At 52.6% G+C, this 20,289-nt stretch carries 17 protein-coding genes and 1 pseudogene; 11 read left to right on the forward strand and 7 right to left on the reverse strand.

Annotated elements, in window-relative coordinates:
- The first annotated feature begins 1 nt into the window (after nucleotide 1).
- The 6 genes and pseudogenes from KTE_RS33725 to KTE_RS33745 all read left to right on the forward strand — a co-directional run.
- Nucleotides 2-904, forward strand: coding sequence for a carbohydrate ABC transporter permease (locus KTE_RS33725; RefSeq protein ID WP_201389401.1), 903 nt, complete (start codon nucleotides 2-4; stop codon nucleotides 902-904).
- Between the two features lie 23 nt (nucleotides 905-927).
- Nucleotides 928-1,251: an L-rhamnose mutarotase gene (locus KTE_RS33730; protein WP_201389403.1), complete on the forward strand. Its 324-nt coding sequence runs from the start codon at nucleotides 928-930 to the stop codon at nucleotides 1,249-1,251.
- 19 nt (nucleotides 1,252-1,270) lie between these two features.
- Nucleotides 1,271-2,710 carry an alpha-L-fucosidase gene (locus tag KTE_RS33735; RefSeq protein ID WP_201389405.1) on the forward strand — a complete coding sequence of 480 codons (1,440 nt, stop codon included), beginning with the start codon at nucleotides 1,271-1,273 and terminating at the stop codon, nucleotides 2,708-2,710.
- Nucleotides 2,711-2,859: 149 nt separating this feature from the next.
- Complete coding sequence (locus tag KTE_RS33740) at nucleotides 2,860-3,897, forward strand: zinc-binding alcohol dehydrogenase family protein (RefSeq protein WP_201389407.1); 1,038 nt, start codon at nucleotides 2,860-2,862, stop codon at nucleotides 3,895-3,897.
- Nucleotides 3,894-4,028, forward strand: a complete 135-nt coding sequence (locus KTE_RS49065; RefSeq protein WP_255553020.1) for a hypothetical protein — start codon at nucleotides 3,894-3,896, stop codon at nucleotides 4,026-4,028. Before KTE_RS33740 ends, KTE_RS49065 begins: the two co-directional genes overlap by 4 nt.
- A 359-nt stretch (nucleotides 4,029-4,387) precedes the next feature.
- Nucleotides 4,388-5,320: pseudogene (locus tag KTE_RS33745) on the forward strand (ISAs1 family transposase); the annotation flags it as partial.
- On the opposite strand, the gene KTE_RS33750 reads toward KTE_RS33745, so the two are convergent.
- Both KTE_RS33750 and ltrA read right to left on the reverse strand, forming a co-directional pair.
- The gene (locus KTE_RS33750) at nucleotides 5,213-6,976 is read right to left on the reverse strand and encodes a recombinase family protein (RefSeq protein WP_236600777.1); all 1,764 of its coding nucleotides are present in this window, start codon (nucleotides 6,974-6,976) and stop codon (nucleotides 5,213-5,215) included. The pseudogene KTE_RS33745 and the gene KTE_RS33750 overlap by 108 nt on opposite strands.
- A gap of 353 nt (nucleotides 6,977-7,329) precedes the next feature.
- Nucleotides 7,330-9,108, reverse strand: coding sequence for a group II intron reverse transcriptase/maturase (gene ltrA / locus KTE_RS33755; RefSeq protein ID WP_201389410.1), 1,779 nt, complete (start codon nucleotides 9,106-9,108; stop codon nucleotides 7,330-7,332).
- An 897-nt stretch (nucleotides 9,109-10,005) separates the two neighbouring features.
- On the opposite strand from ltrA, the gene KTE_RS33760 reads away from it, so the two are divergent.
- Genes KTE_RS33760 through KTE_RS33765 form a run of 3 tightly spaced genes read left to right on the forward strand, consistent with a single transcriptional unit; the run spans nucleotide 10,006 to nucleotide 11,999 of the window.
- A complete protein-coding gene (locus KTE_RS33760; protein WP_201389412.1) occupies nucleotides 10,006-10,617 on the forward strand; it encodes an IS607 family transposase in 612 nt (203 codons plus the stop codon).
- A complete protein-coding gene (locus KTE_RS48040) occupies nucleotides 10,583-10,906 on the forward strand; it encodes a hypothetical protein (protein WP_236600778.1) in 324 nt (107 codons plus the stop codon). The genes KTE_RS33760 and KTE_RS48040 overlap by 35 nt, the downstream gene beginning before the upstream one ends.
- The gene (locus KTE_RS33765) at nucleotides 10,899-11,999 is read left to right on the forward strand and encodes a transposase (protein WP_236600779.1); all 1,101 of its coding nucleotides are present in this window, start codon (nucleotides 10,899-10,901) and stop codon (nucleotides 11,997-11,999) included. The genes KTE_RS48040 and KTE_RS33765 overlap by 8 nt, the downstream gene beginning before the upstream one ends.
- Nucleotides 12,000-12,077: 78 nt before the next feature.
- Here KTE_RS33765 and KTE_RS33770 read toward each other — a convergent pair whose 3' ends face one another.
- Together KTE_RS33770 and KTE_RS33775 are read right to left on the reverse strand one after the other, a co-directional pair.
- On the reverse strand, nucleotides 12,078-12,770 hold the full coding sequence (locus tag KTE_RS33770; RefSeq protein ID WP_201389414.1) for a response regulator transcription factor: 693 nt from the start codon (nucleotides 12,768-12,770) through the stop codon (nucleotides 12,078-12,080).
- Nucleotides 12,770-14,146: a sensor histidine kinase gene (locus KTE_RS33775; RefSeq protein ID WP_201389416.1), complete on the reverse strand. Its 1,377-nt coding sequence runs from the start codon at nucleotides 14,144-14,146 to the stop codon at nucleotides 12,770-12,772. Before KTE_RS33775 ends, KTE_RS33770 begins: the two co-directional genes overlap by 1 nt.
- 307 nt (nucleotides 14,147-14,453) lie before the next feature.
- Between KTE_RS33775 and KTE_RS33780 the strand changes: the two genes are divergently transcribed.
- On the forward strand, nucleotides 14,454-15,716 hold the full coding sequence (locus KTE_RS33780) for a serine hydrolase (protein ID WP_201389418.1): 1,263 nt from the start codon (nucleotides 14,454-14,456) through the stop codon (nucleotides 15,714-15,716).
- A gap of 284 nt (nucleotides 15,717-16,000) precedes the next feature.
- Here KTE_RS33780 and KTE_RS33785 read toward each other — a convergent pair whose 3' ends face one another.
- The 3 genes from KTE_RS33785 to KTE_RS33795 all read right to left on the reverse strand — a co-directional run bounded on the left by KTE_RS33785 (nucleotide 16,001) and on the right by KTE_RS33795 (nucleotide 17,910).
- Nucleotides 16,001-16,576: a hypothetical protein gene (locus KTE_RS33785; protein ID WP_201389420.1), complete on the reverse strand. Its 576-nt coding sequence runs from the start codon at nucleotides 16,574-16,576 to the stop codon at nucleotides 16,001-16,003.
- Between the two features lie 177 nt (nucleotides 16,577-16,753).
- Nucleotides 16,754-17,392, reverse strand: a complete 639-nt coding sequence (locus KTE_RS33790) for a PadR family transcriptional regulator (protein WP_201389422.1) — start codon at nucleotides 17,390-17,392, stop codon at nucleotides 16,754-16,756.
- Nucleotides 17,393-17,604: 212 nt separating this feature from the next.
- Nucleotides 17,605-17,910 (reverse strand): helix-turn-helix transcriptional regulator, encoded by a 306-nt coding sequence (locus KTE_RS33795; RefSeq protein ID WP_236600780.1) that lies wholly within the window; start codon nucleotides 17,908-17,910, stop codon nucleotides 17,605-17,607.
- Nucleotides 17,911-18,563: 653 nt separating this feature from the next.
- Here KTE_RS33795 and KTE_RS33800 point away from each other — a divergent pair.
- Entirely contained in the window at nucleotides 18,564-19,337 is a 774-nt protein-coding gene (locus tag KTE_RS33800) for a carotenoid biosynthesis protein (RefSeq protein ID WP_201389424.1), read from the forward strand.
- Nucleotides 19,338-20,289: the final 952 nt, after the last annotated feature.

The following is a 20,289-nucleotide window of genomic DNA, read 5'->3' on the forward strand; positions in this document are numbered from 1 at the left end:
TATGAAAGTCAGCATCTCACGCCCGACCCCTTCGGCAGAGGTTCTGTCGGAGCAGGGGAAACAGGCCCAGCCGACTAGATCCCGTGGTCACGTGCGTCGTTTGTCGATCTACATCGTACTGGTTGTCTGCTCACTGGCCTTTCTCTCGCCATTCCTGTGGATGATCTCGACGTCACTCAAGCCTTCGCAGGAGGTCTTTGTTTTTCCACCCCGGCTTCTCCCCTCGAGTGTGCAATGGCACAACTACTTTGATGGGTGGATGGCATTACCCTTCACGCGCTTTTTAACGAATACGGTCCTGGTAACGGTGGCTGCGATCATCGGCAATCTGGTATCATGCGCGCTTCCAGCGTATGCTTTTGCTCGCCTACGCGCGCGCGGAAGTCGGTTCGCATTTATGCTCATGCTCGCTACCATGATGATCCCGATAGAGGTCACGATTGTTCCCATTTTCCTCTTGTACAGTAAGGTTCACCTGATCAACACACTGTGGACGTTGATCATACCTCCCTGGCTTGGGTATCCTTTCTCGATTTTCCTGCTGCGGCAATCGTTCCTCAGCCTGCCACGAGAGATGGACGAGGCGGCACGCATCGAGGGTGCTACGCATTTCCAGATCCTGACGAAGATTATTCTGCCGCTATCTAAGCCAGCCCTGGGGGCGGTGGCGATCATTGCCTTTGTCGGAAACTGGAATAACCTCTTAGCGCCGTTGATCTACTTGCGTTCGACCGATAACTATACACTGGCAATTGGTCTCAATCTGTTCTACGGTCAATCCCTGACGGCCTATAACCAGTTGATGGCGGTTTCGGTGCTTTCCATTCTACCAATTGTGATTACTTTCTTTTTCGCTCAGAGATACTTTATTCGTGGCGTAGCATTGACTGGCATGGATCGCTAGTCGCTTAGAAGGAGATATAATTGATGCGCCGTTATGGGCAAGTCATTCGAGTAAAGTCTGATCGTATAGCAGACTACGAGTGCATGCATGCGTCGGTCTGGCCCGAGGTGTTAGCGACCATTCATGCCTGCAACATGCGTAACTATACCATTTTCCGCTACAAAACATGGCTCTTTGCCTACTTTGAGTATGTAGGGGATGATTTTCCTGCGGACATGAAGAAAATGGCAGAGGATCCCATGACACAGAAATGGTGGTCTCTTACCGATCCCATGCAAGAGCCTGTAGAGGAGAGTGGGGGGGAGAGTTGGTGGGCCAGTATGAAGGACGTGTTTCATATAGACTAGTGAGAAGAGGAGAGCGCCTATGTATCGCACTGAAGCAACCAAAGCCATTCAGCAGGGCATCAACGTCGGTCCATTCGCCGCTAACTGGGAATCGCTCAAGGGATATAGCATCCCTTCCTGGTATGAAGATGCCAAGTTTGGTATTTTTATTCATTGGGGTGCCTATGCCGTTCCCGGCTTTGGGAATGAATGGTATCCGCGGAACATGTATCTGCAAGATTCGCCCGAGTTCAAGCATCACCTGGAGACATACGGTTCACAGAAACAATCTGGCTACAAGGACCTCATTGCTCAGTTTAGCGCGGATAAGTTTGATCCTGACGCCTGGGCGAATCTGTTCAGGCAGGCCGGGGCACAGTTTGTCGTTCCTGTGGCTGAGCATCACGATGGTTTCGCGCTCTATGATTGCAGTTTCTCCGAATGGAATGCGACCAGGATGGGGCCAAGGCGTGACATCATTGGAGAACTGGCCGAGGCTGTACGTAAACAGTGGCTGGTCTTTGGCCTCTCCAGTCATCGCGCTGAACACTGGTGGTTCTTCAATGGTGGCATGGCCTTTGACTCCGATGTGCAAGACCCTCGCTCTATTGGCTTGTATGGTCCAGCCCAACCCGAAACACTCCCTCCAAATGAGGAATTCCTTGATGACTGGCTGGCTCGAACGTGTGAGCTTGTGGATAAATATCAACCACAGATCGTCTGGTTTGACTGGTGGATTGAGCAGCCGGCGTTTAGCCCATACTTACAGCAATTCGCGGCCTATTACTACAATCAAGCAGCACAGTGGCGGCGAGGCGTCGCTATCAACTATAAGCACCAGGCATTTCCCGAAGAGGCTGCTGTGTTTGATATTGAGCGGGGGCAACTCTCTGATATCCGCCCCCGCTTCTGGCAGACGGATACCTCGCTTTCCAAGAACTCCTGGGGCTACGTCAAGAATCAGGAATATAAAACAGTTGAAGCCGTTATTGGTGACCTGGTCGATATTGTGAGCAAGAATGGGGCCTTGCTCCTCAACATTGGCCCGCGCCCCGATGGAACGATCCCTGAGGCAGAGGAAGCGATGTTGCTAGAGATTGGACGCTGGTTGAACGTGAATGGTGAGGCGATCTATGGCACACGCCCCTGGAAGATCTTTGGCGAGGGACCAACTCGCATCGAGGATGGAAGCTTTACGGACACGCACCGGGCTAGCTTTACCAGCCAGGATATTCGTTTTACGATTCGTGGCGAATTGCTGTATGCGACCGTTCTAGCCTGGCCGGAAAATGGTCGTGTGACCATCAAGTCGCTGGCAACTGGCAGCAATGTGTTCGGTCAGCAGATCGAGAAAGTAGCATTGCTGGGGCAGAAAGAGGAGGTCCAGTGGAGGCATGATACAGATGGGTTGACCATTGAGATGTCCTCTACAAAGCCCTGTGAACACGCCTTTGTGCTCAAGATCTCTCCAAAGAAATGATATGAGGGACGGGGATGCAAGGGGCGGTAGCCCCTTGACTGGTTTCCGGGGCTGTGCCCTGGCTTCTTCCTTCCCCGCCCGCGTAGCGGGCAAGCATTCACATGAAGTATGGCAGACTACACACTTGAAGGAGCCACAAAAAAGAGACTATGAAAGCTATTCTTTTAGAGAAACCCGGTCAATTCCGTCTTCTTGAGCAAGAAGCACCGTCAGCCCCCGGCCCCGGTACTGCCCTTGTGCGGGTTCGCCATGTAGGCATCTGTGGAACGGACCTGCATGCCTTTCGGGGAGAGCAACCGTTCTTTACCTATCCGCGTATCCTTGGCCATGAATTGAGCGTAGAGGTGATCGCGACTGAGTCTGCAGATCCGTCGCTGGCGGTTGGTACGCTTTGCGCAGTTGAACCGTATTTCGATTGCGGAACTTGCCCTGCCTGCGTGCGCGGTAAACCAAACTGTTGTCTCAATCTCAAGGTGTTTGGAGTGCATATCGATGGAGGTATGCGCGAATTTGTGCATATTCCAATCTCAAAACTCCACCCATCGACCAGCCTTTCTTCGGAACAACTCGCCCTCGTTGAACCCCTGGCAATAGGTGCGCATGCGGTGAGTCGCGCTCAACTGGCCCCACATGAGCGCGTGCTTGTCGTAGGAGCGGGACCAATTGGTCTGGCAGTCACGCAGTTCGCGCTGCTTGCCGGTGCTCAGGTGACGGTTATGGATATAAGCGAGCCAAGGCTAGCATTTTGTCAACGACTATGGCCTCACATCGCCTGCCTGCATGCTCATGGTGATGCATTGGCTCTTCTGCAACACGAGGTTGGGGATGATCTCCCGCCGGTAGTCTTCGATGCCACTGGAAATCCACACTCTATGCATGCTGCGTTTTCCTATGTTGGTTACGCGGGACGCCTGATCTTTGTGGGTCTCTTTCAGGGGGATGTCAGCTTTCATGATCCTGATTTTCACCGCCGCGAACTCACGTTGCTGAGCAGTCGCAATGCGAACTCCACGGACTTTCGTCGTGTAATCGATCATCTTGAGAGTGGACGTATAGATATTGCCCCCTGGATCACGCATCGAACTACGTCAGATACGGCCCTGGAAGCCTTTCTCCATTGGTTTGATAGTAAGAGTAACTTGCTTAAAGGAGTAATAGCGTTTGCGCCAACAGGAGAGACTCTATGACACGGATAACCTTGCTCCCTCGGCGCCAATTGGGAAGGACAGGGCTGCGGGTGACCCCTCTTTGTGTGGGGGGCGCGGCTCTGGGCGATGTGCAGATCAGGCACCATGGAGGTGAGGCCATCAGTACATAGGAGAAGCCGATCTCCAGCGAGGAGCGACAGCGTCTGGACAACAGGGAGAACCTCGTCTTCCAGGTATTGTCAACTTGGGAAAGTAGCTGAGCAATGTGTTAGAATAGCTTCATGAAAACAACCCCCACTGTTCTAAGCTATAAAGGCTTTCGATTCCCACCTGATGTAGATTGTGTTTTGCACTGGAGTCGTGTTGACTTTGCACTTGCAAAGCATGGAAGGTATTGGGGAACGTTCACTCGATGAATCAGGGCTGTTGCAAAGTCGGGAATAACATGGCAAAAAGAGGAATAAAACAGAACCTTTCGAGCTTTAGGAATGGTTGAGACATCCAATTCCTCGCAACGAAAGGCCTGTTCATGACTATTACAACACGTTCCAGTCGGCTTGCTCTTCCCAATAAGGCACTCCTCTTCGATGTAGAAGTTCTCTATGGAGAGTTACAACGCGTCAAAGATCATCGAGATCGGCGCGGCGTGCGCTACTCCTTGGCAGACATTCTGCTGATAGGCCTGCTAGCAAAGCTAGCAGGGCAGACCAGTAGCCGGGCGATCGCCGACTGGGCTCAGTTGCGCCATCGAGAATTGAGCCACTTGTTTGGCTTGAGGCACCAGAGGATGCCTCACTACAGCACCTGGAGTCGTATCTTAGCGGCGGCAGTTGATCCAGACGAAGTCGAGCAGGTTATTGGTCACTTCTTTGCACATCAGGTTTCTCGCAGGCTGGCCCCAGGCGAAAGGCATCTGTGCTTAGACGGCAAAACCTTACGAGGCACGATTCCTCTTGGAAGCACACAAGGCGTCCATCTGCTTGCGGCCTACCTCCCCAAAGAGGGAGTTGTCCTGGCACAAGTCCAGGTCAGCACCTCGGGAAGTGAGGTCAGTGCGGCTCCTCTGCTGCTGGCAACTCTCGATTTGCGTGGAACGCTCGTCAGTGGAGATGCCATTTTTGCTTCTCGCAAGCTGAGTCTGAAGATCTTGCAAGCCAAAGGAGACTATCTCTGGATGATCAAGGAAAATCAAAAGCAGATGTATCAGGATCTGCAAACCCTCTTTGAGCCACCATCCGTGCGTCCTGGCTGGTCAGCTCCTCCCACCGATTTTCGCTCAGCCTCCTCAGTCAACAAAGGGCATGGGCGGCGAGAAAGACGGCAGATCACCGTGAGTAGCGAGCTTTCTCATTACTCAGAGTGGCCTGGTCTCTCGCAGGTCTTCAAGCTCGAACGACAACGAATCAACGCGCTGGGGAAGGTGGAGCAAGAGGTTCAGTATGGAATCACAAGTTTGCCGACCTCGGTGGCGACCCCCAAACGCCTCCTGGCACTTGTTCGAGAGCATTGGGGCATTGAAATAGTCTAATCGCAAATGACAAAAACGTATGGTCACACTTTTAGATGAGGTTGGGATCACATAACGGATCTCAACCTCATCGCCGGTGACGACAACGCGGTCAATTAACAGTTCGATGAGTTGGCGTTTTTGTTCAAAAGTCGCCTCATTGATACCTTGTTGAACGCGCTGGCAGAACGCTTCAATCGATTGGACCATCCCGGCAAGTTGATCATGCTGCCCCACATTTGCTTCCAGCTGCCGCTTTTGTTCTGCGATTACAGACAAGCGTTGTTCCAATTCCAGCCTGCGCCTCTTGTATTCTTCGAGTTGCAGGACATTCGCCAGATAGGCGTCTGTTAAACGTTCCATCTGCTGTTCCAGGCTCACCCGCGCTTTCCGCAGATTCTCTCGTCGTGCTTGCAATTCTTGAGGCAGCCACAGCCCGCCTTGAGCACGGTAGAGTGCAGTCGCAATGGTGTCCGAGTGGGTCAGCATCTCATACACATCCTGCCAGACGAGTTCATCGAGCTGTTCAACGGGGATCGAACGAGCTGGACATTTCTCATCGCGACGAGAAATGATCCCATGACTCTTGCCGTGACACACGTAGTATGCGTAGCCTCCTCGGCTGCTTCGACCAACGCAGCCGAGCCGACAGGTGCCACAGCTGACCAGAGCGCGAAGCAAGTAGGGATAGGCGGTATTGTTGCGCCGGGCAAATTGCTGATTGCGGGCAAGTTTTGCCTGGACCAGATCAAACTGCTCCTGACTGATGATCGCTGGAACCTGCGTGACGGCGGTCCACTCCTCCTGAGTCGTTTGGGTATGGCCTCCGCGACCTCGTCCAATGGGAACCAGTGCTGAGTGACGCCCACGTGCTTCAGTGGGGCGACTGCGCCCAATGTAAACGGTTCCCGTGTAGACAGGATTGGTGAAAATCCCTCGAATGGTTGCCTGGTTCCACCGCGTTTTCCCACCAGGGCTAGAGATGCCCAGATCTATGAGGTGTTGGGTCACGGACTTTAAGCTTCTTCCCTCTTGGAGATAGATCGTGAACAGCTCTGCCACGACAGCTGCTTCTGCTGGTTCAAGGCGGACCCCTGCCGGATCACGAGGATGAGCCGGATCAACGCGATAGCCATAAGGAGCATGAGTCCAGGGAAGGAGTCCACCTGCCAGATACTTCTGACGTCGACCACGTCTCATCCGCTCTGCGATCAGGCTGCGTTCATACTCGGAAACAGCTCCGCGGATTTGAAGCAGGAGTTGATCATGGGGATCATGGCTCATGGGTCGATCAACGAACTCCACCTGACACCCACCGTGCTCAAATTCTTCAATGAGTAACATCTGATGAACGTAATTGCGAGCAAGTCGATCAGGGGCAGTGATGACCACCCGATCAAACATCGAGCGGCTTACCTGTTCTCGCAGTCGATCAAGGCCTGGTCGACGCAGCTTTGCCCCGCTGTAGCCGTCATCACGAAAAATGTGTTCCTTTTGCCATGACCATCCTTGAGCTTCATGATACTTCCGTAAGCTGTCGAGTTGTTGTTCGATGGTCTGTGTTTGTGCTTGTCGTTGCGTCGAAACGCGAACGTAGACTGCGATCTTCATCGTGATTCTCCTGTTGTCTCGGCTCCTGGACGCAATGGGGCAATGATGCTGCACTTCCCTGGAGAAGCTGTTGGTAGGCCCGATCCCACCTCTGCGGGGCGCCAGGAACCTCAATGGTCGAGCGCCGAATCTTCCATTGTCGTTCGTTCATGGCTTTCTACCTTTAGGCAACCGAGAACGCAGGTTGCCTCTCAAGGAGAGTATCTCTCACGTGGGAAGCCTCCTCGTGCTGACTTCTGGGGCAGATATCTTATTCGACTCAGGCAAAATTGTCGGGTAGCCGGAAGGCCTCACAGCTCTCCGGCCCCCTCAGAACCGTGCTTGCGCCTCTCAACGCACACGGCTCAAGCGCATCACGAACAACACGGCTCTTTTTCCTCTTTGCGCTTTGCTCGGGAAGCAGTTTTGCGTTCTTCTGCTAAGAATCCTTGCTTGTTGCATTCCTGGCAGTCATTTACTGCTTGTTTCGATGCGGCATGAATATGCTGATGACAGAGGAGATGAACCAGAACAAGATTACTGTAGCTATTCTTTCCACCCTGAGCACGGGCATGGAGATGGTGAACCTGAAGTTCTTCCTCATTGAAAAGGGATTCTCCACACTGCGGGCATTGACCATGCTGCCTCTTCGCGAGTTTCTGCTTGGAAAATGTCAGGTCTTTGGCTTTCGCGGCCTGCCGTTCCATCCAGTAGCTCTTGAGGCTGGGATCGTCCGGTGAGGCTGTTCCTTTGACCAGCGTATGGCGTTCAATCGGAAACCAGCTGAATTTGAGCAGATAGGCTCCTGTTTGTTTGTCTCCAAACACCCATGAGTCCTTTCTTTCCAGATGCAGTTGGCCCCAATATCGTTGGTGTCGCCAGCTCTGAGCTTTCCGGGGATGGGCGTGCCTGGTGTAGTGGTCCTCTTTCTGATACATCCATTTATCCAGGCTACTAAAGGTTTCTTTTGCTACAGCAATGCGAAAGTAGTTCGCCCAGCCTCGGATCACGGGATTGAGTTTTCCCACGACCGCCTGGACGTTGGTCCCCTGGGCTTTTTCCCAAAGACTTTTGAGTTTCTTTCGCACCTGTTGAACTGATTCTTTGCTGGGTTTGATGAGGAGTTTCCATCCCGTTCGCGAGGTATGCGGCGTTGGATACAGGCGAACGTTGAAGCCAAGGAAGTCAAATCCTTCGGTCAGGTGAACAATTCGTGTCTTTTCTTCGGAGAGAGTCAAGCCACGTTCCTTCAACCAGTCTGTCAGGATGCCCTGCGCACGCTCGGCATCTTTCCTGGTTTCACAGAAACAGACGAAATCATCGGCATATCTTACTACTGCTCGTTTCCCGATGAGCTCTCCGCGACAGTTGTACTTGATGTTGAGGGCTGTTTCCATCCCATGAAGCGCGACGTTAAGCAGCAGGGGGGAAACAACACCGCCTTGAGGTGTACCTTGCTCCGTTGCATGGAGGACCTCTTTTTCAATATATCCTGCTTTCAGCCATTGCTTTATCAGTTCCTTTCCAGGGACCGGGCCAATGGTTTTCAGGAGATATTCGTGGGAGATTGCGTCAAATGCCCCTTTTATATCAGCATCAAGTATCCACTTCTTGGTTTTATTGGGTCGAGCCAGTCCGTAGATCTTTTCAAGAGCATCGTGACAGCTTCGACCTGGGCGAAACCCATAGCTCGCGCCCTCAAACTTGGCTTCCCAAGCTGGTTCAAGGGCGTTTTTGACCATTGCCTGAAGGCAGCGATCCATCACCACGGGTATCCCTAATGGCCTAGACGTGTTATTCGCCTTTGGGATGTAGATCCGCCGTGTTGGTTTTGCTTTCCAACAGGAGTACTGTGCGAGCAGATCGACCATTCTCCCTCTGGCTGCTGGTGTTTTGATGACCAGCTTGTCTACCCCAGGAGTGTTTTTCCCCGCGTTCATCTGCGTAACTCGCCGGACACTTATCAGCCGGTTCGAGTAGCTTTTCAGCATGAGTTTTTGGAGCGAGCGGGCCTTCTTCAGGTTTCCCTCTTGTGTTGCCCGAAAGATACGTTGCCTCAGGTTACGAACAGCCCGATTGGCTTTGCGCCAGTCAATAGCGTTCCAGTCGGTCTGCTTCTCGGTTCCGTTTGCTAAGCGTGTGTCTGCTTGCATCTAACTTTTCCCTTGATGAGTTCCTTCGCACCGTTCTTTGGGTGATGTACCAGGATCACGTCAGCCGCCTTTCGGCGTGGGTATCTTCGTTGTCGACCCTATCTGCCCAGTTATGCATTCCTGTTGCCTTTCGGCGAGCAGCCTTCGCTTCTTGATCCTTCCTGTTCCCATTAAGGCGTTCGGCGTCCCTTGCGGTTGGCTTACTCAAGAGCGTGATGGGCTCTTGAGACCTTATTGGGGTTTCCACGTTCTGTACAGTTGAGATGCGATCGGGGTGGGCGTCTCCTATACTGCGGGGAGTGGGTGTCCTCAAAGCCGTTTGACAGCACGGCTCTCCAATATTCCCATCATCACCGTATCAACCACTTTCGATGACCTCACATAACGCAGCCTCATCAGAGATTCATTCGCATTCGCCCGTCCGGTCTTCCCCTAGCCCGGTTACTTCTTGTGGTTGAAGTTTCCTTAGGCATTCTCCCTCGCTTTCCACCTCACTGTTACCAGTGACGCAGAGAGGGGTGGAGACTGGCATGGACACCTGCCTGGAGACTTTCGTCTCACTCATTCCGTACAACTTCGTGTCGCACTGTCATTTGTGATTGTACCATTGAGAATGGCTTACATTATCGCCGAGACCAGACCTTTCAAGAAGATCATTCTCAGCTGCGAATGGGCCATGCCCCTCATGTGCTCGCTTTACTCAACAACACGGCCATTGGCTTGATGGCTCGTCGGGGCGAAACCAATCTGCCCCATGCACAACGAACGTTTAGCTATCAGTTCGACAAAGCGTTGGCACACATGGCCGCATGAGAGCGACTGATGAACTTTGCAACAGCCCTGCTCGATGAATAGACAGCTATAGACAAATGTGGTCATGTATGCTATAATCATGAGATGAAGTTGATCGTTTATGCGAAACAACAAGGCATTAGCTACCGAACCGCCTGGAGGTGGTACAAGGCAGGCAAGATCGCCGGGCACCAAATGGATACGGGCACTATTCTGGTGACAGAATCAGTGCCCGTGAAAGAACGGCCTGCCCTTCCCAAAGTGGCGGTGTACACACGGGTGTCCTCAGCCGAAAACACGTCAAACCTGGACAGCCAGGCGGAACGGTTGGTAGCCTACTGTACGGCGCGAGGCTATCAGGTGAGCAAGGTGGTCAAAGAAATCGGTTCTGGGGTCAATGACAATCGGCCCAAGTTTCTGGCGTTGCTGGCTGATCCAAGCATCAGGCGCATCGTGATTGAACACAAGGATCGTGGCACGCGCTTTGGCTTTCGCTACATCGAAACGTTGCTCAAAACCTATGGGCGCGAGATTGAAGTGGTCAATCAAGCAGAGAGTGGCACCGAAGATTTGCTGGCTGACCTCACCAGCATCATTTATTCGTTCTGCGCTCGATTGTATGGGCAACGCCGGGCAAAGCGCAAAACGGAAAAAATTGTGCAAGAATTGGAGCAGGGAAGCTATGAAGAAGCGCAAGAAGCCCCCCAAGAAGGGTGAGCCGCGTACCATCACGCGTGCAATCACCCATATTGGATTAGAACGGGCAAATCCAGGCAAACTCGCTGCCCTGGACGAACTGGCCGAGGTCTATCTTGCGTTGATGCAGCAGTATGTGACTCTGTTTTGCGATGAGGAACTCCCCAACGGCTTTCGCGCTCCTTGCTTTCCGACCGCTCTCTCTGAGCGATGGCAGCGCGTCGCGATCCAACAGGCGGCAGGCATCGCCCGCGTCCTGGCGGACCAATCGCGCCAACGCCTATCAAGCGTATCTGGACGCGTTGGCTGAGTATCAGAAACAACGGGAAGAAGGCACGCTCAAAGCAGAAGCAAAGGAACCGCAATGGCGGGAGTGGAACATTCCGACGTTGCGCCAACCCTGCATTCAAGCCAATGTCAATGTGGTCCAATTGGAAGCAGCCACCGATTCGACCGTGGATTACTGGCTCAAGGTTTCGACCCTGACGTTCAGAAAGCAGCTCCTCATTCCGGTTGTGCTTGCTAACTACCACAAAATACAGCTCACTGATCCTCACACGGGCAAGCGTCGGAAGATCAATAGGAGTGTGGCCCTTAATAAACGAGCGGGGGCGTGGTGGTTGACCCTGACCTATGACGAAGAAATCCTGCCAGAGACCACGAACGAAGCGCCGGTCATTGGCATTGACGTCGGTATCGCCAATTTCATCACCACCTCCGATGGCGAACAGTACGGCTCGTTCAATGGGCGGATGAAAGAACGGAATCGGCAGGATCGCGAAAAACGACGGCGCAAGGCGAAACTGCGAGCCTGCTTGAAAAAGAATGGCGTCCCCAAGGAGAAACTCCCCTCCACCACCAGTCGCACAGGACAGAGGCTCATCCGGCATATCAAGCAATCGATCAATCGAACCGTCAACCTCTGTTTTGAAGAACACGAAGGATGTCAGTTTGCCTACGAACAATTATCAGTGCCCTCGATGCGCTTCAAAGCCCGCGCCATGAACGCGTACCTGCGTGCCTCCAACCTCGCGCATATTCCAGCGCAACTTGAGTGGAATGCCACCAAACGCAGTGTCACCGCCACAAAGGTTAAGAGCGGCTATTCGTCGCAAGAGTGCCACGTGTGCCACTACGTAGACCGCAAAAATCGCCCCAATCAGCAGACGTTCTGTTGCCGGGTTTGCGGTCACACGACCCACGCAGACACCAACGCCGCGCAGAATATTGCGTCGCGGCTTGGCGACCGGGAGTTGCGTGCCTGCCAGGACCGGCACCAAATCAAAGCACTGCTCCTCTTGCGGCATGAGCAGTGGAAGCAAGAATTCCGGTTCCTCGTAGTGGAACCGCCCGTCCAGTTGGATCTTTGGGCGTGCTCAGAGATGTCAACGGACGTAGGTTAAGGCGAGTTGTGTAGGCAGGGAATACCTGTCCATACAATGAGCAACTATCTCCCACGGCTTTCGTTTTCTCTGCTGAGATTAGAAAGAATGAGGAGGAATGAGACCATGCTGAAGAGCATGGGCAACTGCCTGAGCACGGGAGTCCACGTTGAGCTTCATATAAATAGTGCTCAAATGAGCACGCACCGTGCGTTCGGCGACTCCCAGTCGCAGGGCAATCTCTTTATTGCGTTCTCCTTGCACAAGACCTGTCAGCACCTCCACCTCACGCTCCGTCAGATCTGTTTCTTTGCGGGAAGATGGGATCGCCGAGAGAGAAGGTGAAGAGACACCATGAGATGCATACGAAAGAATACGACTCATAATCTCTGGCTGGACCGTCATCTCGTTGCGCGCTGCGGCATGAATGGCCCGAAACAGGGTTGCTCGATCCGTCTCTTTGAGCAAGTACCCGCAGGCCCCCATTTGTAAGCCTCGTATCATGAGATCATCTTCGTTATAGGTCGTCAAAATCAAAACGGCAATATGCGGCCAGTCGGCACGAATACGTTTGATGGTTTCCAATCCATCCATGCCCGGCATCCGTAAATCCATCAGGACCACATCGGGTTGTTCTCTGCCCACCACCTGGAGGGCGGCGGCACCATCTCCTGCATCACCAACCAGGACAAACCCCTCATCGGCCTCTTCCAACATAAAACGTAGCCCCTCACGCACAATGAGGTGGTCATCAACGACGACAATCCGAATGGTTGGGTGTTCTTCTCTCATCAGAGAACCTCTCCTCTCGTCTGCGTGGGAAGGTGCAAGCGAAGAATTGTTCCTTGCCCTGGAGCACTCTCAATCGTCAGGTGGCCTCCACAAAGATGAGCACGCTCACGCAACCCCAGAAGGCCATAGTGACCTTGTAGCGTGGCGAGGGCAGCGCTCTCAAAGCCTCTCCCGTCATCACCTATTTCAATGATCAGGAAGTCCTCTTGGAACTGAGCGCAAATGTGCACCTGTTGTGCCTGGGAATGACGGGCGGCATTGGTTAGTCCTTCCGTGATGGCACGCAGCACATGCTCACAGAGAGCACAAGGTGTCTGTGCAAGCGCTGCAATGTCAGCGACGCACGCGATGGATGTGCTCTCTCTAAAACGATCGATCTCTTTGTGTAGCGCCTGGAGTAGATCTTGAGGGCCGAGCGCATTGGCACGCAGATCATCGATGGCGGTACGGGCCTCCGCCAGGGTTGCCCGTGCGCGAGACATGGCCTGCTGGGCCAGTTCGCGAGCGCGCTCATGCCGCTTTTTCTCCAGATGTTGATCGATACGCTCCAATTGCAATGTCAGCCCCACCAAATCCTGTGCCAGCGTATCGTGTAACTCGCGCGCCAGGCGCTGCCGCTCGTTCACCAGGGTCAGTTCTTCCATGCGCATCGCAAAGGCAGCCAGTTGGAGATGAGCCGCTTCCAACCGACTGCGAGCATGGGCCTGTTGAATCAAAAGCAGAATCCACCCGATAAGAAAGACCACCAGGAGCAAAACGGACTCAAGCGTCATCCAGATGGTCATTTGCAGTATCTGGATGATGGCCGTTGCAAGAAAGAGGGCAAGAAAGCAGGCAACAATGATCACGATGTGCCTGATCTGTTTGAGCACATTCAGAGCTTCAATGACCAGAACCAAATAGAACCCAAGTGTGATGATCAGGTCGGACCATATGAGGCTCATGGTAAAAACACATACGGCCTGGAAGAGAAAATAGAGCCAGGACCAGCGCTGCGGGAATCTGTCTGAAAGGCACAGATAGTGAAGCAGGAAATGCAAGACCATCAACAGCAAAAAGATCACATTCAGAGGAGCAGAGAGATGCCCAAAATGTGGCGACGGGAGTGGACCTGATGACGGTGGGAGTAATGTACGTTGTGAAGAAGGGATAGAACTGGTCATGATAATGGCAAAACTACTGAACGGAAGCTTGATCTGGTCTTCTAGAAGGATCCGCGCACACCCCCAGAAGGAAACAGCGCCCACCCACAAGAGGAGGAACCAGAGCAGAGAACGCCGATCCGATTCAGATGCAGAGAGATCCTTCAGAGAAAGATTCCCAGTGGATGTTCTCTGTTGCTCGCTCTTGCCTCGTCTGTGCTTCTCTGTGTCCATAGCGCCCCCCAAGACGTATCTGCGGTTAAAAGTCATGGCTCTAGTATATCACCCTCCGCTCGCTGTTTCATTGTCCTTTTCTCCACCTGCTGCATGCCTCTTTCGCCATGGCGGAACAGACAGGGACAAAGAGACCTGTCTGGAAAGGCTGGACAAGATTGGCGCAAGAGACGATGTGGGCACCAGTAAGCACCGCTATACTTGGGGTCAGGTAGCAAGCGTGCGGACCACGCGCCTGCATTGCTACCTCATGTGATGAATCACCTCTCAGAAGATGGGAGATAAAAAAGAAAGAGAGAAGAATCTCTTGAACGCGAAGCCTTCGTTTTTTCATACACCTATAACTCGTCGTCGGGTCGTGCAGACGGCAGGTGTCGCATCTTTGCTGGCGGCGGGTGGCCTGCTGGCCTTTCAGGGCTACCGGTCCGCTTTTGCTGCTCACGCTGCTGACTCATCCATTCCTGCGACGCTTGCTCCAGGAGGAGAGCTGGATCAGTATGTCAAGCAACTGGCAGAACAGGATCAGTTTTCTGGCACGTTCCTCGTCGCCCAAGGAGACAAACCGGTGCTGTTGCAAGCCTATGGGATGGCAAATAAAGAACGACACATTCCCAATGGCCCTCAGACCCTCTATGCGACCGCCTCAATGGCCAAGTCATTCACTGCCACTGCCATTACACAACTGGCCCAACAACAGAAGCTCACCTTTACCGATCCCATTGGCAAGTATCTGCAAGGTTTCCCTGCTGACATTGCCGATTCGGTCACCATCCATCAGTTATTGACCCATACCTCCGGGATGGGGGATTTTCACCTGGTCCCCGATTACAAAGCCAAGTTTCTCATCTGGCAGAGCGCCGCTGAAACCCTGAATGGTCTGCTGGAGATCATCAAGCAGCAGCCGTTACAGTTCACTCCTGGAACGGCCTTTTCCTACAGCAATTCGGGCTATGTGACTCTGGGTACAATTGTCGCACAAGTATCAGGGATGGACTATTATGACTATATCCACCAGCACATCTTCGCGGCAGCTGGCATGAGCAAAAGCCGCTTTTACACCAAGCCACAGCGAGAGCGGATGCAGGATATTGCGCATCCTTATAATAGCGAGCGCGTAGATATCAGTGAGCAACAAGGCTTCATTGGAGAACCCGCAGGCGACGCCTATACGACCGTAGAGGATATGTTGCGCTATAGTCAGGCACTGCAAACACACCAGTTGCTCAATCCCTCATTCACGGATCTGCTCATGACAGGCAAGGTTGCAGTCCCGCCGCCTCCCGCCCCAAATGGACCAGCTCCCACGGCAGCTTCCGGACAGCAACCCCAGGGGACTCCTCCGCCGCTGCCGCAGCGAAGTGTCATGCAGGCCTATGGTCTACTTGACACCCTGGTCATCAATGGCAACAAACGCATCGTCTGGCATAGTGGAGGTTCTGAGGGCGCTTCCACCGTCTTCGAGATGTTTCTGACACAGGGCTACAATCTTGTCATCCTGAGCAATTATGGGGCGCAAGATTCGTTTATGAATCTTGTAATGAAGGCTGAGGGGCTCATTCTCCAAGGGTAGATGGACCTCTCCATCTCTGTTGTTGAGGGATGCCCAGAATATCGACCCAAATTGATCATGTGATCTCTCCTGATATTGCCGAATGCTCTTCTGTCACAGAAACGTTTCTCTCTGCGCTTGAGAAACAAGAGGCGAACTGGCTGATCGATAGGTGCAGATATTCTGGGCATCCTTCTCGGAGAAATTGTCTGTTGAGTCAAGAGGAAAGGTCAGAAAAAGCGCCAGTGGCTCGTCCGTTCGCAGCAAACGAACGGTTTTGAGACACCTCATCAGGAGAACACTACTCAACCTGGTCCGATGATCAGATTCTGCTGTGCGGGGAGAAGCACAACGTTGAGACCTTCCGCGTGGGCAACAAACTGGCGCAGATCAAACGAGGGTAGATGGTAGGTCGCGCTGAGCTCTGCAGAGCTGGCATGGAAGCGCTCAAGCAGTTCGGATGGAAATGGCATGGAAGCGTACGACCGCGCTGTGAACAGGCCAAAATGCTCATTGGCAGCGTAACTGGCACGCAAGACAATCGCCTCGACCTGGAGCACCTGAGCGACAATACGTCCCCAGAGGCACATGGCCTCGTAGAGAAGAGCATCGGGCTGCTCCGCGCGAATAGACTCCAGGACCTGGGGAAGGACACGGCGACTTTCCTCCGCCATCTTTAAGGGCATAGGGCCCGGCCCGAAACCTCCCAGGAAAGACTCATAGGGACGGAAGATGGCTCCCGTTGCCTCAATGATTGCGCGAAATTCTTCAGTCAGGTAGTAGATGACCTGCTCGCCACATTGGACAAGTTCTTGCACGATAGGTAGTGTTGGGTTCACATGTCCAGTGGCTGGGACATTCAAAAAGATATATTTTTTCATAGAGTATCCTCCATCTATTCGTGTTTGATGTCGTTGCACGAGAGAGGACCGCTTGCATCAGCATGCTAGAATCAGAAGCAGGCGGTTTCTGCTCAGGAGCATGGTGACCAGGTTTTCCAGGCTCAGGCACCATTGCTCCGTCCACAACAGTTTCTTTCCCCTTGCGCCACTTTTTTCTCAGTCAGGAAGCATCTCTCCTTTCTCGCCATCAACGGGATTGATGTGTGTTTCTGCCTCATCTTGATAGGTCACGCGTTCACGAATCTCTTTTGCCCAGGCGATCTCTCCCTGCCACTGGTCTGCTTGATGTCGCATCAATCTCTCTGCAATGGCACGGAAATGCGGGCTGAACTTGCGCATCTGAGCAGGATCTGAGACTACCTGGAGGAGATCACGCCTTTCTGAGTGGAGATAGAGCACCAGTGTCTCACAGTAGGTGATGTAATGGTTCAAGAGATGGAGACGTTCATCAGGTTGGAGAAAGTCCAGATACAGCACTTTCAAACGAAACAGACGTTGGTAGTCTCCTGGGTTAGAGATGGTATCTATCATCAATTGGTGAAAGCGTATCCGCCCTGCCGGGGTAATCTCGTAGGTCGTCCGTGTCTGCTGGCGACCACGTTGTCTCGTTGTGGCCTCTTGTCCCTCATCAAGCTTTTTGATGAATCCCGATTGCTCAAGCTTTGTGAGCAGAGGATACAGGGTGCCGAGACTGATTTTGGCCCAGGGGCCAATCATGTCACTGGCAATTTTGGCTATTTGATAACCATGCTCAGGAGCACACATGAGCTGGGCAAGAATGAGCAATTCATACATGAGCGAGCCCTCTCCTTCTCAGACAAGCCAGGTACTGAGCTTTTGTCTACACTACTTCTATTAGATATATCTAATAGAAGTAGTGTAGACAAAAGAGGTGACGTCAAGGGGACGCTGAGGCAGGGACTCGTTTGGTTCCACGTCGGCCTTCCCTCTTTTTCAGAAGGAGGAAATATCTCGAATCAATCTTGGTTTGGCAGAGCAGTGGTCATCTACAACTGTAGGACTAGGCTGGGATGGAGGCTTGACGACGCTTTCAGGTAGAGCATATGCAAGTGTTCCAGGTCAAGGCTGTAGTGAAACGAGCACTCATCAGCGGTACTGCGCCGCTCACGAACGAGACCAGCCTGGCGGAGCTGGCGTAAGTGGTAGGAGACCAGGTTGAGTAGCTGTTTTACCTGCGCAACGAGTTCAGCCACACGGTAATCACTCTGTGTGAGCCGTTGGAGTAACGTCCACCGCAGATCGTGCGCCAGCAGTTTGAGCACTGACGGCGCTGGCTGTTCCATTGTCTGCATCGTCTCTTTTGCCCTAATCTTATTTGAAGCAATCCATTTTGAGATAACTATACCCAAGAATGGCTGATAAGTCAAGAGAGAAGGTCTGTGGCTCTGGGGAAGACAGCCTCATGATGGGGCTCGCGTGAGCCAGCCACCTATGCTTGGAACTACTGAGGAGGATCTCGCGGCTGGCGACAAAAGGAGGGACCAGATCTCGCTGGAATCCATATGCAGCCCTCCCACAACACACGAGACAGTCACCGGCTGTCCTCTGACCTTGCCTTTTTTGAGAAGGCGTGCTATAGTTCTGTTAAGCCTATTTGCTTCAAATGAGATTGGAATAAAATTTTCCTATTCATCCGAGGCAAGGATCTCTGCAAGCGGGGAAGCCCTTCTTTCGTTGAAGCGGAGAGCATGGGGGACGCGCAAAGATGTGGTTCTCCCCCTTCATTCCCGGACCTGTCGTTCAGTTGCCTATGTCAAAGAGAAAGGATACCTTCCCTTGACTGTCAACAATCGCTCTTTCGTGAGAAACGCATCGACCTACGTTCTTTGGCTTCTGGTTGTGGTTTATGCAGTAGTTAAACTGATGAATTCAGTGCTTCCACTCCATATTCCCACGGCGATCGGGCTTTTGATCCCGATCGTTTTTTTGGCTGCTTCATGGAGCTTTGCGCTACAAATGGAGCGGCATTCTCATCTTTCTTGTCCTTTGTCTGGTCGTCAGTAATCTTCTGGAAAACACCAGTATTCTGACTGGCTTTCCATTTGGTCACTATTATTACACCGACGGGTTTGGTCCCAAGCTCTTTCAGGTGCCTCTGCTGGTCGGTTTTGCCTACTTCCCCGGCTACTCCGCCTGGGTGCTTGCCACGGTGCTGATTGGTGATATTGACCGCAAGTCTAGTGCGTTCACCACGTTCGCCGTTCCGTTTATTGCTTCCTTTGGCATGGTCGCCAATGATCTGGGCTTGGATCCAACACTCTCGACGATCAATCATGTCTACATCTGGGAACAAGGCGGTGGCTACTTCGGGGTGCCATTCACCAACTACGCGGGGTGGCTCTTCACGGCGTATGTGCTCTTCCAATTGTTTGCCCTCTTTCTGCGTTTGCGCAGGACTGACAGCAAAGAGGAGGCGTCGGCCTTTCCCAAGTCGTACTACGCTCAGGCGATCATCGTGTTTGCCGTGGTTGGGTTGGCATATGTTGTGGCCTATCTCTCAGGCAGCGGCGATACGCTGGTTACTGACGCGATGGGGGTGGTCTGGCATACCAGAAGCATTGCTGAGGGGGAAGCGACGGTCATCATCTTTACGATGATCTTCATGGCAGCTTTATCAGCCGTGAAACTGCTTCAAAGGTCAGCCGTTGCTACGAGCATATCAAGTGAAACAGGATCAGGTGAAACAACTGCCAGAGAAGTCTCTCCAACGTTGAAATAACAAGGGAACTTTGGAAGTCACGCTTTTGCCCATGTGGAAATTTCATGAGTCTGGCACGAATTTGGAACTCCCAGGTTTGAGACCAACGGTTCTACAAGCGAACATCTGCACACCGCTTTTGTCAATTCGGGAGACAAACGCATCATGCATCACGCACCCAACCATCACCAGTCCACACAAACCGGTTTGCATCGCGCGAGCCTGCGAAATGGGCAAGCGCGTGGCCCCAGCGGACCCCAGGGGTGGGAAGCAAGAACAATGTGAAGCGCTTTCTTTAGCTTGCACAATTGTTCTTGTGTCACAACTAAGTCGTCTGTTTCAGCTTGTGTGTAAGGGGTGAAGCGAGAGAACACCTTGGAACTCCAAGAGGATAGGAGCAATGGCTCTCTGCCGCTCTCAATACGCTTCGAATGCGCACAAGCATCTGGCCGCACGGTCAGACAGAACACAACAAGAAAAGAATATATTGATGACGACACATTCGCATATTCAACCTCCGATGATCATTACAATCTTCGCTTGAGGATTTCGAGAGTACGGCGCTGAACCATCCAGTGTTTTTCTTGGAGAGGAAAGAGTGCCTGTCATACAGGGAAGAAATGGAGATGTCTGCGCTTTGGCAGGACAATCTCTAAGAGAAAGAGGGCGTTCTGATGAATATTACACATCTTTTGCGAATCATAGCCACAATTGCCGCGGTGGTAGCGGTTACGTTTGACATGGGCACGTATACTCACGCGAATTTTACCAGTATCCATATGCTGTTCGGGCTGTTTGTCGCTCTGATTCTACTGTTTCTGGCTCTCATGGCTGTTTTCAGCCGCGGGCTGAGAAGGCTGGGGACTGTGACGACTCCCCACGGCTAAAAGCCTGACACTTACACACAAATCTCAAAGCTTGCAGAAGATTCACAGAGGCATGCGATGGAGAGGCGCAGAAAAAAATACCCGCT

Source organism: Ktedonobacter sp. SOSP1-85, from assembly GCF_016587415.1.
Taxonomy (GTDB): Bacteria; Chloroflexota; Ktedonobacteria; order Ktedonobacterales; family Ktedonobacteraceae; genus Ktedonobacter.